The sequence below is a fragment of the Actinacidiphila rubida genome (genome assembly GCF_900110255.1).
Lineage (GTDB): Bacteria > Actinomycetota > Actinomycetes > Streptomycetales > Streptomycetaceae > Actinacidiphila > Actinacidiphila rubida.
Genome location: NZ_FODD01000028.1, coordinates 51,564 through 67,146, shown reverse-complemented (window position 1 = coordinate 67,146; position 15,583 = coordinate 51,564). Strand labels below are relative to the sequence as shown.

13 protein-coding genes and 1 tRNA gene are annotated in these 15,583 nt (G+C 70.4%); 7 read left to right on the top strand and 7 right to left on the bottom strand.

From position 1 onward, the window contains the following. Positions 1–162: a hypothetical protein gene (locus BMW99_RS41445; RefSeq protein ID WP_176735606.1), complete on the bottom strand. Its 162-nt coding sequence runs from the start codon at positions 160–162 to the stop codon at positions 1–3. Positions 163–592: 430 nt separating this feature from the next. Here BMW99_RS41445 and BMW99_RS42240 point away from each other — a divergent pair, with 430 nt between their 5' ends. Next, a complete protein-coding gene (locus BMW99_RS42240; protein ID WP_075017638.1) occupies positions 593–2,938 on the top strand; it encodes an FG-GAP repeat domain-containing protein in 2,346 nt (781 codons plus the stop codon). 167 nt (positions 2,939–3,105) lie between these two features. Here the strand turns inward: BMW99_RS42240 and BMW99_RS26135 are convergent, their stop codons facing one another. Further along, positions 3,106–4,461, bottom strand: coding sequence for a hypothetical protein (locus BMW99_RS26135; RefSeq protein ID WP_069461848.1), 1,356 nt, complete (start codon positions 4,459–4,461; stop codon positions 3,106–3,108). Positions 4,462–4,650: 189 nt separating this feature from the next. Then, positions 4,651–5,607, bottom strand: a complete 957-nt coding sequence (locus BMW99_RS26130) for an FAD-dependent oxidoreductase (protein WP_069461849.1) — start codon at positions 5,605–5,607, stop codon at positions 4,651–4,653. A 245-nt stretch (positions 5,608–5,852) separates the two neighbouring features. Here BMW99_RS26130 and BMW99_RS26125 point away from each other — a divergent pair, with 245 nt between their 5' ends. After that, the gene (locus tag BMW99_RS26125; protein ID WP_069461850.1) at positions 5,853–6,404 is read left to right on the top strand and encodes an HD domain-containing protein; all 552 of its coding nucleotides are present in this window, start codon (positions 5,853–5,855) and stop codon (positions 6,402–6,404) included. On the opposite strand, the gene BMW99_RS26120 is transcribed toward BMW99_RS26125, so the two are convergent. Together BMW99_RS26120 and BMW99_RS26115 are read right to left on the bottom strand one after the other, a co-directional pair. Continuing rightward, positions 6,392–6,859: an NUDIX hydrolase gene (locus tag BMW99_RS26120; protein WP_069461851.1), complete on the bottom strand. Its 468-nt coding sequence runs from the start codon at positions 6,857–6,859 to the stop codon at positions 6,392–6,394. The two genes, BMW99_RS26125 and BMW99_RS26120, sit on opposite strands and share 13 nt — an antisense overlap. Then, positions 6,846–7,613: an XRE family transcriptional regulator gene (locus BMW99_RS26115; RefSeq protein WP_176735372.1), complete on the bottom strand. Its 768-nt coding sequence runs from the start codon at positions 7,611–7,613 to the stop codon at positions 6,846–6,848. Before BMW99_RS26115 ends, BMW99_RS26120 begins: the two co-directional genes overlap by 14 nt. Positions 7,614–7,711: 98 nt before the next feature. Here BMW99_RS26115 and BMW99_RS26110 point away from each other — a divergent pair, with 98 nt between their 5' ends. The 5 genes from BMW99_RS26110 (at position 7,712) to BMW99_RS26090 (ending at position 11,225) form a co-directional block, all read left to right on the top strand. Next, positions 7,712–8,404, top strand: a complete 693-nt coding sequence (locus BMW99_RS26110; RefSeq protein ID WP_069461853.1) for an HAD family hydrolase — start codon at positions 7,712–7,714, stop codon at positions 8,402–8,404. A gap of 108 nt (positions 8,405–8,512) precedes the next feature. After that, positions 8,513–9,415, top strand: a complete 903-nt coding sequence (locus BMW99_RS26105; RefSeq protein WP_069461854.1) for a radical SAM protein — start codon at positions 8,513–8,515, stop codon at positions 9,413–9,415. Continuing rightward, entirely contained in the window at positions 9,408–10,031 is a 624-nt protein-coding gene (locus BMW99_RS26100) for an AAA family ATPase (protein ID WP_177226105.1), read from the top strand. Before BMW99_RS26105 ends, BMW99_RS26100 begins: the two co-directional genes overlap by 8 nt. Further along, positions 9,964–10,614: a class I SAM-dependent methyltransferase gene (locus tag BMW99_RS26095; RefSeq protein WP_069466724.1), complete on the top strand. Its 651-nt coding sequence runs from the start codon at positions 9,964–9,966 to the stop codon at positions 10,612–10,614. The genes BMW99_RS26100 and BMW99_RS26095 overlap by 68 nt, the downstream gene beginning before the upstream one ends. 23 nt (positions 10,615–10,637) lie before the next feature. Beyond that, on the top strand, positions 10,638–11,225 hold the full coding sequence (locus BMW99_RS26090; RefSeq protein WP_069466723.1) for a class IV adenylate cyclase: 588 nt from the start codon (positions 10,638–10,640) through the stop codon (positions 11,223–11,225). A 991-nt stretch (positions 11,226–12,216) separates the two neighbouring features. Here the strand turns inward: BMW99_RS26090 and BMW99_RS26080 are convergent. Next, a tRNA-Lys gene (locus BMW99_RS26080) sits at positions 12,217–12,289 on the bottom strand. A gap of 124 nt (positions 12,290–12,413) precedes the next feature. Then, on the bottom strand, positions 12,414–15,461 hold the full coding sequence (locus BMW99_RS26075) for an FG-GAP-like repeat-containing protein (RefSeq protein ID WP_143080567.1): 3,048 nt from the start codon (positions 15,459–15,461) through the stop codon (positions 12,414–12,416). Positions 15,462–15,583 lie beyond the last annotated feature (122 nt).

Here is a 15,583-nt window from a genome sequence, read left to right as displayed (position 1 = left end):
TCAGGCGGTCGCCCGCACGCCCGCCCCGGTGAGCAGAACGCTGAGGATCCGCGTGAGTCGGGGCTCCGGTTCGGCGACGGCGTCCCGGAGTCCGCAGGCGTACCGTTCGCGCGCCTGCCCGCCCGGCGCGGCCATGTGCCACAGCCGGAGCGTGGGGGTCATGACGGATCGTACCCAATCGACCGGCACGTTCCGTTCGAGGCTCAGAGGGGTGTGCGCGCAAGCAGGTCGCGGAACAGGGGGCGCGCGCCCGGCGTCGCGGCGAACACGCGGGCCGACGACGCTCCGGGGCGTGTTCTCCCTGGTCACCGAGGCCGACTCCATCCACGACACCGCCGAGCCCGTATGACACACTGCCCCCCAGGACCGCGGGGGAGCGGTCACGGGCATGGGCGCGGATGCGCGCCCGGCCCTCCATGGCTGACGGGCCCGCAGGCCGGCAGAAGCGCCGAGGCCGCGGGCGGCCCGGATCCGCCGTGCGGCAGGGGAACTCCCGCAGCGGCACGCCGGTGAACCGGCGACCCGCACACGCGCGCGGCCGCGCGTCCGGCCCGCCATGCAGGACGACATCACGGGCCCTCGCCGAGGTCCCGTGGACAGAGGGAGGGGACGCACGATCAAGGCACAGCACACGCGCCCGCGGACGCGACGGCTCGCCGTCGCCGGCACCGCGGGACTCGCCCTGCTCACCGCACTGGCAGGCTCGGCCGGAACGGCCTCCGCCGACACGGCGCCCGCCACGCACCACGCCTCGACGCCCGGCTGGAAGGCGGCACTGTCCGGCGACAGCGCCGCCGCGTCGCTGGACTCGGTGACCTCCGTGGACGACAACCACGCCTGGGCGGCGGGAAGGGGCGTCGACGAGCACGGCGTCCTCATGCGCTGGGACGGACGGACGTGGTCGCAGGTCACCGATCCCGCCCTGCCCCAGGTGCAGGAGTGGTGGGCCGTCAGCGCCGCGTCGGCCGACGACGTATGGGCCTACGGCGCGAACGCGACGTCCACCGGCGGGACGGCGTACCTGGCGCACTACGACGGCACGCGGTGGACGGCCGTACCGGCGGCGGGACCGCTGGACCGCGACTGGATCGAGGTGCCGTTCAAGGCGGTGCCCGGCCGGGTCTTCCAGGGCGGCGACAAGCTGTACACCTCTGGCGACGGTACCTGGCAGAGCTTCGACCTGCCCGAACTCGTGGACATCCGCGGGCTCGACGCCCTCTCGGCGGACGACGCCTACGCGACGGGCATGCAGTTCCCCGTCACCGGCGGCCACCCGGTGGCGTACCACTGGGACGGCAGGACCTGGACGGCGATGCCGCAGCCGCCGGCGCCCTCCGGCGTCACCATGTCCGAGGTCGCCGCGGTCGCCCCGGACGACGTCTACCTGGCCGGCTGGGGCTACCCCGAGGGCGGGGGGCGTGCCGCACCGCACGTCGAGCACTGGGACGGGTCGTCCTGGCACGACGTCACCGGCGCCCTGTCCCAGTTCATCCTCACCTCCCTCCGGCCGGACGGGCACGGCGGGCTGTGGGCGGCCGGCCAGAACGACGCGGTCCCCGGCGGCGGGGACGAGCCCGTCTTCTGGCACTACGACGGCACCGCTTGGGCGCGGCAGGCCGGAGCCACCGTGCCCGCCGACCGGTACCCGTCGTACACGCTCAACGACATCGCCCCGGTCGGCGGGTCCGGCGACAGCCGTTTCCTCGCGGTGGGCGGCTACGCGGCGCCGCCGGACGGCTCCTCCGACGGTGGGGTGGCCCGCGGCCTGGTCGAGCGGACGCAGTCGTCCCTCGACCTGACGACCGCGGACGTGTCCGCTTCCGCGACGGCAGTGCACACCGTGCGGGTCCACGCCGAGACCGCGGGCCGGCTCACCGTGGCGTTCCGGCCCGCGCCCGGACAGCCCGACTGGTCCACGAGCACGGTCGACCTCAAGATCGCCTCGGTGAGCGGCGACCCGCAGGTCGCCTGCGGCCACGCGGCGGGACCGGTCAACGGCACGGCCGAGGCCGTCACCTGCGACCTGCCCGCCGGTGACCACACCGTCAGTTACCGCCTGGCGGCCGGTTCGTCCGTCACCGACCGGCAGGTGGTGGCGGACGTCCGCTTCCAGGCGTCCGACGCGGCCGGGAACAGTCCCGAGGCGACGGCCGGCTTCGCCGTCGAAGGCGCGGCCCCGGCGCCCGCCACCCGTTTTCTCGGGCGCGACACGGCGGGAACGCTGTGGCGCTACGACGGCACGGGCAACGCCGCGGCGCCCTACGGCGCACGTGTGGCCGTCGGCAGCGGATGGCAGGGCTACGACGCGATCACCGCACTGTCGAACCTGACCGTGCACGGTACGGGCGACATGGTCGCCCGCGACACCAGCGGCGTGCTCTGGTACTACCGCGGCGGCGGTGACGCCCGCCCCTTCGCGGCCCGGACCAAGGTCGGGGCCGGCTGGAACACCTACAACTCCCTGGTGGGTGCGGGTGATCTGACCGGCGACGGCCGGGCCGACCTGCTGGCGCGCGACACCTCCGGCGTGCTGTGGCTGTACCAGGGCACGTCCAGCACGACCGCGCCGTTCGCGGCGCGGGTGAAGGTCGGGGCCGGCTGGAGCGCCTACAACTCCCTCGCGGGCACAGGTGACCTGACCGGCGACGGCCGGCCCGACCTGCTGGCACGCGACACCTCCGGCGCCCTGTGGCTGTACCAAGGACAGTCCAGCCCGACGGCGCCGTTCGCGGCGCGGGTGAAGGTCGGTACGGGCTGGGGCGTCTACAACGCCCTGGTCGTCCCCGGCGACCTGACCGGTGACGGCCGGGCCGACATCCTCGGCCGCGACGCGTCCGGCGCGCTGTGGCTCTACAAGGGCACCGGCAACGCCGCGGCGCCCTATGCCGCGCGCGTCAACGTCGGCAAGGGCTGGACCATCTACAACGCCCTGATCTGACCCGGCCACCCCCTCAACGGACCCGTCCCCCCGCCCTACCGGATCCCCGGCACCGGGCGGACGGGTCCGCTCCCCCACCAGCGGGCAGCTTCTTGACCCGAACCGTTTCAACGGTGCCGCCTCCGAGTAGACGGAACCGGAACCGGTCAGCAGCTGCTGCTCCTGGGTCACTCGTCCCGGAGACGGATCGCCATCACCGTCCCGTCCGCACGGATGGACACCGCGTTCCACTCGTCCGATGTGCTGCGGTCCGGCCACTGCCCGCGTAGGGCGTGTACCTCGCGTCGGTATTCGTTCACGCGCCCGTGGTGGAGGTGCGTGTACAGATCCTTCTTAAGCCCGGAGAAGGCTTCTACCCGGGTGCCGTTGAGGCGGTAGATGTGGTCGGTTCCAACGAAGTCGATGCCGTGGATGCGGTGCTCTGCATGCCGCAGCCTGATCGTGTTGGCGTGAACATCATGCTGGAAGTGGCGTCGCCCTTGTTCCTTGGTCAGGTACTGGGCGGTTGGCTTGCCGCCGCCGGTGAAGGCCACCAGAGAGGCTGCTTCCGTCCGCGCCAGCACGACACTGAACCAGGCGAAGGAGTCGGGCAGTATCTGGAACCCGGGGACGGTCGCCCCTCCGCGCTCCGTGGGCTGCACGGCGTCGGCCACGCGGTTCTCCTGCTCCAGGAAGAGGTTCAGGTCTGCTCCTGATGTCTCTCCGGGTGGGCGAAGCACGGTCGTACCCGGTGCCTCCAGAGCGTGCACGGCGAGGCTCTCCGAGGTGGGGATTTCGGTGCCGATGAGCAAGTACGGGACTGTGCCGTAGGGCCCGATGTGCACGGACTCGACGTGGGCGCTGGCCGTACTGAGCTGCTTGTGCACCTGATGAACGCTGCTGTGTGTGCCCTTCGAGGCGGCAAGGAAGACTTTGGACGGCTGCCCTGGTTGCCAGGCTTCGACGAAGAACTGGGGCCTTCGCTGTAACGGCTCCGGGCGGGTGCCAGTGCCGGAACTGCGAAGGCTCCAACCGGCCTTCAGGGCGATGTCTGCCGGGATCACGGAGACCGAGTGGTCGGGGTACCTGGACTGGACGATGTTCTCGGCCAGCAGCGAGGCGAAACCGGTGCCGATCTCGCCGGACTGTGTGGCCTTGTAGAAACGCAGGAGATCGCGCCCCTCGGACGACAACTGAAGGTAACCACCTCGGTTGGCCTCCAGGGCCTGGCTGTAGCGCAGGCTGCCCCAGTGCTCGGCAAGTCCTCGCCCGGCGCCCTGGCGGGCCGCGGCGGCACCGAGACCGATGGCGTGGACAACCTGCCAAGGCGTGAGCGTCAGTGATCGCGGCGCTCCCCTGAGGGCTCGGTAGTCGGTGCGTCGGCGAAGCGGACCCCGCCCGTCCTCTTCCCGCTTCTCGTCCTCTTCTTCTGCTGCCTTGGTGATCTGGCCGGCGAGCTCGGTGGACGAGCGGACCTGGACGTGCGAGGTGATGCTCAGCTCTTGGAGGATTTCGGCGATGGCTTTGGACTCGTCCTCGTTCACCGGCAGCCCTTCCGTCGACGTCACTTGCGGTGAGGCGGAGGAGGTTAGGGCGGCGCAGGGGAGCGCAAGCAAGTAGGCACACGAGGCGCAGGCCAGTTTCGGACAGCCGGTTTGGGAGCTGGTCCAGGGCTGAATTCGTGCCGTCAGCCGACTATCGCGCAGGTACCGCCGTGATCGAAGCCGACAGCGCTATCCCCGGTCGCCGATCATGGACTCGACCTCGCGTGCACAGCCCCAAGAGAGGGTGACGCCGGCGCCGCCATGGCCGTAGTTGTGGAGGACGATTCGACCGTCAGCGCGTCGCTCGGCTTCCACGCGGACTGCAGGACGAGTGGGTCGGACGCCGATTCGGTGGGCGAGGACTTGGGCCTGCGCGAGTCGAGGTTCGGCCGCGGCGCATCGGCGGAGGATGGCTTCGGCTGCTTCCGGATCGGGGTCGAGGTCGCCTCGGCTGGCGACGGCGGCGCCTCCCAGGACGACGGTGTCGCCGTGGGGGTAGATGCAGAGCAGGTCAGGGGAGGTTCCGGTGTCCTCGGAGAAGAATTCGGTAAGGCCAGGGTTGGTGACCACGACGTGCTGGCCGCGGATGGGGCGGAGGTCGGTGTCGGCGGCGAGTTGGCGGGCGCCGAGACCGGTGCAGTTGACGACGACGGGGCTGAGGGCTGGGTCGTCGAGGCTGGTCACGGCCGCCTGAGTGAGAGTGGCGCAGGCCGCGATCAGGCGCGTCTGGAGGTAGTCGAGGTAGACGGGCATGTCGATGAGGGGGACTTCGAAGCGGTAGCCCGTGGTGAAGCCGGGTGGGAGGGCGTCGGGTTCGCAGGGTTGGAAGCCCGGCAGGGTGGTGGCCCAGTCCGGTGGTGCGTCGGCGTGGCGGGAGGCTTCGATGCCGGAGGTGATGCGTACCCCGGTGTTGGGCTCCGACGCCAGGGTCCGGAAGACGTCCAGCGAGTGCCGGCTCCATCGGTCCACCTTGTCCTTGGGCTCGACCAGATAAGGGCCCCACATCGCGCCTGCGGCCAGAGACGTGCGGCCGGGGATTTCCTCGGCGACGACCTGGACTCGGTGTCCGTCTTCGGCCAGGACGATGGCGGTGGTCAGGCCGGAGACTCCGGCCCCGATGACGGTGACGTGCTCAGCATTGGCCACAGCAAGCACCGTAGCGGGCCGCTGGTACCCCGGCGGAAGCCGTCCACTTGCGACGATGCGCATCGATTCGCTGGCCGAGTTGCCGGAACGGATCGCGCACTTCAATGTCGGGGCCGGGACCTGAAAGGCATGCTGTGGTGCAGCGCGGGCCTGCTCCGGGGGACCTGGCTGGAGTGAGAGTTGTGGCGGAGGCGGGTATGGGCGAGGGGGCATGACGGGTCGGACGGAAGTGGAAGGGGGTCCCGGTGGGCTGGGCGAGGGTCTTATGCGAGCGTGAGCTGGCGCAGACGCTGCCACGACGCTGGGCACATTCACAGGGTGTTGCCGGGCACGCCGAGACCTTGGCGGCCATTGCGGGTGAGCGGGCGGACCTGCTCCGTGCAGCTGCCGTGCTCCACGATGTCGGCTACGCGCCCCGGCTGGCCGTCACGGGGTTTCATCCGCTGGACGGGGCCCGGTTTCTCCGTGATGAGCACCGCGCGGATGAACGGCTTTGCAGGTTGGTAGCGAACCACTCCTTCGCGCTGCTAGAGGCGGAGGAGAGGGGCCTGCGTGAGGCGCTGGAAGTCGAGTTCCCTCTCCTGGAGGACCAGCTGCTGGTGGACGCGCTCGTGTACTGCGACATGACGACGACCCCCGACGGGGAGCCCACGACTGCGCAGGGCCGGGTGGCGGAGATCGTCAACCGCTACGGGGCCGACAGCATTGTGGGGCGGTTCATTCGGCGGGCGGAGCCTGCGATCTTCGCGGCCGTGGGGCGGGTTGAGGCGGCTCTCGCGGCGGCTCAGCCGAGGTAGGGGTAGGTGCCGGCGAGGTAGTCGCCGATCTGCTGGCGCATGCTGGCGTGGATGTCGTAGGCGTCGAGGTCTTCCGGCTGAACGAAGCGGACGCCGTCGGCTTCGTCGTTGATGGTGGGCTCGCCACCGACGGGGCGGCCGATGTAGGTGTTCTCGTACTGCTGGCGGATCTCGCCGTCGGTGTAGGCGACGATGTGGTGCGGGTTGGTGTAGACGCCGAGGAAGCCGGTGATCTCTGCGATGATGCCGGTCTCTTCCAGGCATTCGCGGATCGCGCACTGCCCGGCGGTCTCGCCGATGTCCTGGGCGCCGCCGGGCAGCGCCCACTGGCCGGTGTCGCGGCGGCGCTGGAGGAGGATCGCGCCTCGGTCGTCGACGACCAGGAGGTTGCTCGCCGGGATGAGGGTGTTGGCCTTGGGGGCGTTCGGGTCGTCGTAGTACTCAGTCCTGCCCATGCGTCTCCTCCTGTTCGGGCGCCCAGAGGCGTGCACCGGCCCAGACGGCGTCGAAGCTGCGAGCGTAGTCGTCGAACCAGCCACCGGCTGAGGCCCACTTGAGGTGGAGGATCGGGTTGGCGCTGGCCGGCTGGCCGTAGACGTGCGGGTTGGCCAGCAGGGTGTCGTCGTATCGGAAGAGCGAGTTGTAGAGCGTCGTGTCGTGGAGGCGGACTTCGCATCCAGGCACTGATAGGAGCGATCGGTAGTAGGTGAGGGACGCGCGGATCTTGGCGGCGAGGGCGTCGCCGATTCCCTCTTCGTGGCCTCGCACTTGGACGGCGCTACCACGAGGGTCGCCGAAGCAGAGCCGTACGCGGACCCCTGCGGCAGCCCGGTCGGCGAGCATCCTGGCGACGTGCGGGTTGCTCTGGGCGAAGAATGTGCCAGAGAAGACGAGGACGTCGATCTGCTCGCGTGCCTGCTGGAGGAGGGCGAGCCACATCTCTCTTGGGACGCTGGCGCGGTTCTGGTAGGTCCCGATCAGCTCTGTGCCGCGCCCACCGGTCGGCGTTGCCCGCAGTGGCTGAGGAGCCGGCCAGAGGAAGGTCTCCTCGACCCGAAGGTGTTCAGCCACGCGGTAACGGTGGCGCGGGTGAGGTAAGCGTCCGCCGAGCCAGCGGCTGACGGTCTTCGGGTCGACTTCGCAGGCTTCGGCGAGCGATTCGGGCGTGACGCCACGCTGGGCGAGTACGGAGTGAAGTCGCTCGTTCACGCAGAACATACAAGCCGAGTGTTGCGACGACGGGCAAGTCCGTTCGGAGCTGCGGTCGATGGAACGGGCGGTTCCGGCACCACGCATACGCTGGCTGTATGGCGCTCATCGTCTTGTGGGACATCGACCACACGCTCATCGACAACGCGGGCGTGAGCAAGGAGATCTACGCCACCGCCTACGAAACGGTCACCGGTCGGGCTCCGGAGCGCGCAGCGGTCACGGAAGGCCGTACCGATCGGTTGATCATGCAGGAGATGTTCCGACGCAACGGCGTGACGATGCCGCCGTGGCGAGGGATTGAAGCTGCCCTCATGGACGCGGGAGCTCAGCGTCGCGGTGCGCTCAGGGAGCGTGGGAGGGTCTTGCCCGGTGTGCACGACGTACTCAAGGCGACCGCCGCGGAGCCGAGCTGGGTGTCGTCAGTGCTGACGGGCAACATCGCCGCGAACGCGCGCGTCAAGCTCGGGGCCTTCGGGCTGGACTCGTTGGTGGATCTTGCGGTCGGGGCGTACGGGGCCGACGCCGACGATCGTCCACACCTGGTGGACGTGGCCCGACGCCGGATCGAGGCCCAGCACCGCGTTCCGGCAGGCACGCCCATTGTCCTCGTCGGGGACACCCCCAGGGATGTCGAGGCGGCCCTGGCTTCGAGCGCGCGCATCATCGCCGTGGCCACGGGCGTCGACACCTCGGCGGCTCTTACTGCGGCCGGCGCCACCGTCGTGCTCCCCGACCTCGCGGAGACCGACCACGTGCTGCGGCTGCTGGAGGACTTCCAGCGGATATGAAAACGTCCCGGGACGTCCTCGTACCGTCCCTTTACGCGGTGACGGAGTCCCGCACCGTCCGGCCACCATCAGGGCCTCACCCAGGCGACATGCCCAGGAAGGTGCCCTGTGATCACGGAAGTCACCGGCATCCAGACCATTCGGATGCTGTACGTGCAACTGCTCTACCGCTGCAACTTCGCCTGCCAGCACTGCTTCCACGGCGAGCGTCTGCAGCACTCCGACGCCTTCACCCTCCCCCAGGCCATCACCCTCATGCGGCTGATGCACAAGGAGTACGGGACCGAGGCCGTCAACTTCCTCGGCGGCGAGCCGTTCCTCCACAAGGACCTGCCCGAGATCGTCCGGTACGCCAAGCAGGAACTCGGTCTGCACGTCGAGATCTGCACCAACGGCTACCGCATCGAGCGCCGCCTCACCGAGATCGCCCCGCACCTGGACCTGCTGCGGATCTCCCTGGAGGGCAACGGCGCCACCAACGACGCCATCCGCAAATTCGGCAGCTACCAGGGAGCCCTGTCCGCGCTCGCCTACGCCCGCGACCTCGGCGTCCCCACCGGTGCGACCATGACCGTCAACGCCCGCAACATCGACGAGGTCCTGCCGCTCGTCCGCACTCTGCAGGACTACGGGGCCCGACAGCTCAAGCTCCACCATCTGCGGGCGGTCGGCAACGCCGCCCACCACCCCGAGCTGCTCATCACCGACCAGGCCGCCTACGGCCGGCTGCGCGACCAGCTCCGGACCGCCGAGCTGTCCATCGAGGTGATCGTGGACGAGGACCTGTCCGAGGACGGCGCTCCCGAGATCTGCACGGCCGACGAACGGGCCGTGGCGATTCCGCGGGTCGAGGCCGACCCTCGCGGCGCGCTGACGATGTCGTGCAAGGCAGTCGGGAAGGACGCCCACGCCTTCTGGTACGACAAGGAGGCCGGCCACATCGTCCACCGCCCCTCGGACACTGACGAGTTGGCGCTCGCCGTGCCCGACGTGGTCTACGCCCGTGCCTGACCAGCCCCTCTTCGAAAGCCTGGAGGGTTTACGCGGGGCCGGGAAGTCGACCATCGCTCCCCTGCTGGCCGCAGCCCGCGGAGCCGTGCCCGTCTCCACCGTCCCGCCGCTCTTCCAGGCATTGCGCCGCGAGGTGGATGCACGAGACAACATCGAAGCCCGCATGGCCTTCTACCTGTCCGCGCTGTTCACCGTCACGGACGAGATCCGGCGGCACCTGGTCGCCGGCACCCCCGTCGTCGTTGACAGCTACTTCGCCCGCTGCCTCGCCAACCACCGTGCCTTCGGCAGCCGGCTCCGCGTCACCTTGCCCGTCGATCTGCCGCACCCGGTGACGTACAACCTCGTGTGCGCCCCGGGCGAACGGCAGCGGCGACTCCACGCCCGGGACAAGCCGATATCCCGTTGGGACGGGCGGGCCGAAGAGGTAGCGGAGCAGATCACGCAGGCGTACGCGGCCTTCCCGATGCACCGCCTCGACACGACCGGGCTCACGCCAGGGCAGGTCGTCGACACCATCCTCACCCTCACCTCGCAGGGAGGTCGACATGCACACCCTCAGCCTGTGGGAGCACACCCTCACGTTCTTCCCTCAGTTCCACGCAGCCCTCGCTGAGCGGACCGGGCCCAAGGCGACTGTCGCGGTCGTTGGTGCCGCCGATGGCAGACTCGTCCTGCCGCTGGCGGCGGCCGGGCACCGTGTCATCGCCTTCGAGCGCGACCCGGTCGCCCTGCACGGCGGTTCCGTCTGCTTGCCCGACGGCGCCCAGGCACACGCCGCCGGCCTGATCGAACGCGCAAAACGGGAGGGTCTGGCCGACCGGGTCGAGTGGTTCGAAGGAGACTTCCTCGACGCGGCCCACGACCTAGACGAACGGTGCGATGCCGTCTGGACCAGCTGCTCCTGGCATTACAGTGCCAACCATCACCGGCCGCTGTCCGACTTCGTCAGTCGCATGCAGGCCATGGTGCGCGTCAACGGCCTGTTCGGAGCCGAGTACATGATGCCCGTCACGGCCGCCAACCACCTGACCGAGCACTACACCTCCCCCGAGCGGCTGCGCCCCCTGTTCTCTACGAACTGGAACATCACCCTGACCTTGCGCACGGGGGAGTTCACCGAACCACCCCACGTCGGCCAACCCCACCCCCACACCCACCGCATGGGGCTGCTCCTCGCAACCCGCCTCGCCAAGTGACCACCGAAAGGCAGACCACGAGAATGAAGCACGAGTACGAAGCGAAGTTCCTGGCCGTGGACGTCGACGACCTCCAGGCCAAGCTGTCGGCGATGGGCGCGGTGCGGGCCTTCGACCGAACCCTCCTCACCCGGAAGATTTTCGAGAGCGACGCCCTGGACGGCAGCCAGTGGGTACGGCTCCGCAACAAGGGAACGCGGACCACCCTCACCCTCAAGCAGGTCACCGACGCCGACTCCATCCACGGCACCACTGAGATCGAAACCGATGTCAGCGACCTGGGCGCCATGGCCGAGATCCTCACCAACCTCGGCCTGCGCGAGGTGCGCTACCAGGAGAACTACCGCGAGGAATGGCAACTCGGCGACATCGCATTCGACTTCGACACCTGGCCCGACCTCCCCACCTTCCTGGAGATCGAAGGCCCCGACGAGCAGTCCGTCCGCCAGGCCGCAGGCCACCTCGGGCTGGACTACGACCAGGCACGCTTCGGCAGCGTCGACGCCATCTACAAGAGCGAGGCCGGCCGCGACATCCTCGCCGAACCCACCCTCCTCTTCGCCGACACCGCTCACGACGAGCCCCTCCAGCCCTCCGTGCCTGGACGCTGAAGGCCAGAGCGAATCCGTGCTGACAGAGGACTTCCTCCAGCACCGTGTAATCCCGGGTATCGCCGCGTTCGCTCGCAGGGGTCTGCCCGAACCTGCAACAACGGATGACGACAACGCTTGGACCGACGGGTACTGCTGGCTGTTCTGCGGCCAGCAGTGGACCCGCGTCCTGTGGATCGGGCCCGCCAGCATCGCCGGAGCCCAAGCGCCGATGTACGCGTGCGGACCCTGCATCCATGAACTGCACGAACGGATCTGGCAGGCCATTCTCCTGACGGACGATCCCTCGATCCCCGCGCATGCCGATACCGCCGGCCCACAAGAGCCGCGGGCCCGGCAGCAGCCAGGTCGGCATCGACGTCGCCGTCATCGCCTCTGAAGCTACTCAGGCCGCCGCCGACATTGTGTGTGCCGAATCGTTGGGCTACGAGCGACGACGGTGACAGCGTCGAGCGTGTTGCGGCCTTGCTGGAGCGACTCGTCGAGGAGAAGGCGCCTCTGCCCAGCGTCGAGGAGATCCGCCGACGCATCCGTGCCTGGCTCGATCTCACCTGACCACCTGTTCGGGCTGCGGTCGGCCATGGCCAATCGAGGCCGACGTGGACGGCGCAACCAACACTGTGCAGGGCATGCCGGGAGCACATCACGCCCGAGGAAATCGCCTTGTTCCGCAGTGGGCAGGCGCTCTGGCCGCCCAAGCGGAGGGCCAGTGGCTTGCTGTGGCGGGAAGGTGTGCCGATGGAGCGGGCTTCCGCGTCCTCGAACGACCACCCGGCCCGATACTTCAACCTTGACGCCGTCATGATGCGCGATGCGCTCGGGGCAGAGACCGATGCAGACCTCCGCTCCAGCTCGCACCGCATCGAGTTGCGGCAACGCATGCCCGCGTCCCGCTCACGCACGGGGTCGGACATGGCTGCGCCCCGACCGCTCGTGAGCGACCGGGGCACCATACCCGCAGGTCAGCGGCCTCCGAAGGGGCCGGATCCTGTAGGCCGTGTGGGACTCGAACCCACAACCAATGGATTAAAAGTCCACTGCTCTGCCAATTGAGCTAACGGCCCGCACCCCGAAGCATAGCCGGGGTCCGGAGGGGGGCCGAGACCATATCGGGTCCGGCGGTGGCGGGATGTGGGGGCGGGAGGGCCCGGGGCCTGAGGGCCCCGGGCCGGGGCTGGGGGAGGAAGGTCAGAGCAGGGTCGTGTAGGTCTGCCAGGACCAGCCGATCTTGGTGCGGGGGGCCAGCAGGCCCGTGCTCAGGCCGCTGTAGCGGTAGAGGTCACCGGACGGCGTGCGCGCCAGCAGGTCCGCGCGGCCGTCGCCGTCGACGTCCCCCACGCCGACGAGCGCGTTGTAGATGTTCCAGCCGGCGCCGATGAGCACGCGCGGCTTGAGGCCGCCGTGGCCGTCGCCGTCGTAGCGCCACAGGCTGCCCGACGCGTCGCGGGCCAGGACGTCGCCGAGGCCGTCGCCGGTGAGGTCCTGCGCGCCGGTCATCAGCGGGTAGATCTGGAAGCCCGAGCCGACCTTGACGCGCGCCGCGAAGATGCCCGCGGAGGTCCCGGCGTAGAAGTACAGGTCGCCGGACGGCGTGCGCGCCAGCAGGTCCGCGCGACCGTCGCCGTTGAGATCGCCGGGCGAGACAAAGGAGTTGTAGATGTTCCAGCCGCCGCCGATGGTGTGGCCGGTGCCCATCGGCAGGGCGCCGGACGGGCCGGGGTAGCGGATCAGGGTGCCCGCGGAGGTGCGGACCAGCAGGTCGTTGTTCCCGTCGCCGCCGCCGTCGCCGATCGTGACGTACGTGGACGACGTGGGCCAGGTGCCCTGGCTCTCGGCCGCGCCCACCGAGCCGCTGCTCGTGCCGGTGCCGGGGCGGATGTCGAGGCGGCCGCCCGGGGTGAGGGCCAGCAGGTCGCCGGCGCCGTCCTGCGTGTAGTCGCGGGGTGCGGCCGGCGCGCCCGACACGTACACCGGGCCGGTCGCGGTCGCGGACGCGCCCTGGCCGTCGGCGGGCGTCGCCGTCAGCGTCCAGGTGTAGGCGCCGTCGTACACCGGGTGGCCGGTGGAGTCCTTGAGGTCCCACGTCGGCTTCACCTGGGCGCCGGTGCCACCCGTGCCACTGCCGGTGGCCATCACCCGGCCCGCCGCGTTCTTCAGCGTCAGCGTCCAACGCCCCACCGGACGGGGGAAGTTCACCCGGCCCTGCCACGTGTCACCGATGCGCACGCCCGCGACGAACGGGTCCACGCCGGTCACCGCGAGCGGGGAGCGGGTGATGTCGGTGAGCGGGAAGACGTGCACGTTCTGGTCGGCGTCGGTGTAGGCGACGCCGCCGCCGTACTTGTCGACGGACCACGTCACCCCGCGGTCGTCGGTGAGCGCCGACGCCGGGAGGTCGGCGAGCACGCCGGTGGCGGCCGTGCCGGTGTGGACGTCGGTGAGCACCAGGGTGCCCGCGGTCGTGTCGTGCCGCACCAGGAAGCCGTCACCGAGCAGCGCCGCGCCCGCCGGGACGGGGATGTTCCTCTTGGCCGTGAGGTCGTAGACGCCGGCCGTCGTGCCGCACGACCAGTACAGCCAATGGCCGTCCGCCTGCAGCTCCTTGAACGTCGCGCAGCTCGCACCGGTCTGCACGGTGGTGCCGTACGTGCGGGACGTCAGCGAGTAGGGGCGGACGCTGCCCGCCGTGGTGCCCTGCGCCCACATCGTGGTGCCCCACAGCGCGGAGGCGCTGAGCGGACGGGTGAACGCGACGTTGTTGCCGGTGGACTGCTGGAACCACACGACCGACTGCACGCTGTGCGAGGGCGTGTTGACGAGGGCGTAGTCGCCGGCCGCGTCGGTGATCGCCGGGTCGGTGCCGCCGACCTCCGCGTTGTAGAAACTGGTGGGCGACGCCCACTGCTCCACGAAGTCCGTTGAGGGGTCGGCGTAGTCGACGGTGCCGCTGCCCTGACCGGCCAGCCGGACGCACGAGATGCCGGTGGCGCACGTGACCGGGGCAGGGCCGAAGTCCTCCATGACGAAGGGCGCCGACGCGGTGGGCGAGGCCCCGGCGGAAACGTCGCGTCCCATCAGCGACTTGTACGGCCCCGAGTCGTCCACGTACACCAGACGACCGGCGCTGTACGACAGGCCGTACTGGTGGGCCGGCACCGGCGTCAGCGGCCGCACGGTCGTCACGGTGCCGTCCTCGGCGATCCGCCGCACCGCCCAGTCGGTGGCGCTCGTCCCGCCGGTCACCAGCACGGAGCCGTCGGGGGCGACGGCGTAGGAACCGCCGGTGTGCTGCAGCACGCTCTGCGGGGCGCCGCCGGCGGCCGGCACGCCCACCAGCGGCCAGCCGAGGCCGTTCGTGGTCGTGGCGGGGACGAACACGATCAGGTCGCCGACGGGCACCGGGGTCCACGGCTGCTGCTGCGGCGTGATCGCGTTCGGCACCGGCAGCGCGTCGACGGTGCCGGACGTGTCGTCGATCCGCTGCGAGTGCACGGTGGTCGCGCCCTGCACATAGCTGACGACGCGGCTGCCGCCGACGACCACCTTCGTCCCGGAGGCGAACGTCACGCCGGGCAGGACTTCGTGGAACGTGAGGTCCGCGAGGTTCACCAGGTAGTGGTGCACGACCCCGCCGGTCGTGACGTCGATGAAGGTCACGTCGCCGTTCTGCCCGTAGAAGGTGGGCTGGGGCGCGTCAGCGGGGTACCCGGGGACGGTCTGGTCGGTGACCTGGCCGTCGGCGCCCGCGCGCAGGACGTGCAGGGTGGCGGGGGCGGACGCGGTGGCCGGCGACGCGGTGAGGACGGCGTCGGCGGTGAATCCGCCGACGAGGCGCTGGCCGCCGGGCAGCGGGATCTGCACGGTGGTGCCGGTCGCGTAGTCGCCGAGGACGGCGGTGGCCCCGGACGGCTTGAGCGACACGCCGTTGTTGTTCGACGCCGGCACGAACGGCATGGCCGCGCCCATGCTGCCGTCGGCCTCGTGGACCCAGTGGTAGGTCCCCGACTCGTCCTTCGCCAGGTAGCCGTCGGCTCCGGCGGTGACCAGGGCGTCCTGGCGCGGCGTCCAGCGTGCCGGGGCCGGCACGACGGCCTGCGGCTCGGCGGAAGCGGACACGCCGGCCGCGGTGCCGGTCTGGGCCTGCGCGGCCCCCGGCAGCAAGCCGCCACCCACGACGGCGAGAACGATCGAAGTCGCCGCGGCCGTCAAGCCGCGGGCGAGCGCACGTGATGGCACTCGGTTCCCTCCCCAGAGAATGCCTGCCCCCCCGGCAGCGCACATGAAGTCGCCTCAGTATGGACCTCGTTGAGGGTGGCGTGACACCGGGATCCCGCATCACCGTCCGCGGGGACGGGGCT

What these genes read in the sequence shown, in the direction of transcription:
- BMW99_RS41445 (WP_176735606.1), bottom strand. Translation starts at nt 162, where the DNA reads ATGACCCCCACGCTCCGGCTGTGGCACATGGCCGCGCCGGGCGGGCAG.
- BMW99_RS26120 (WP_069461851.1), bottom strand. Translation starts at nt 6,859, where the DNA reads ATGGGCAGGACTGAGTACTACGACGACCCGAACGCCCCCAAGGCCAAC.
- BMW99_RS26110 (WP_069461853.1), top strand. Translation starts at nt 7,712, where the DNA reads ATGGCGCTCATCGTCTTGTGGGACATCGACCACACGCTCATCGACAAC.
- BMW99_RS26095 (WP_069466724.1), top strand. Translation starts at nt 9,964, where the DNA reads ATGCACACCCTCAGCCTGTGGGAGCACACCCTCACGTTCTTCCCTCAG.
- BMW99_RS26090 (WP_069466723.1), top strand. Translation starts at nt 10,638, where the DNA reads ATGAAGCACGAGTACGAAGCGAAGTTCCTGGCCGTGGACGTCGACGAC.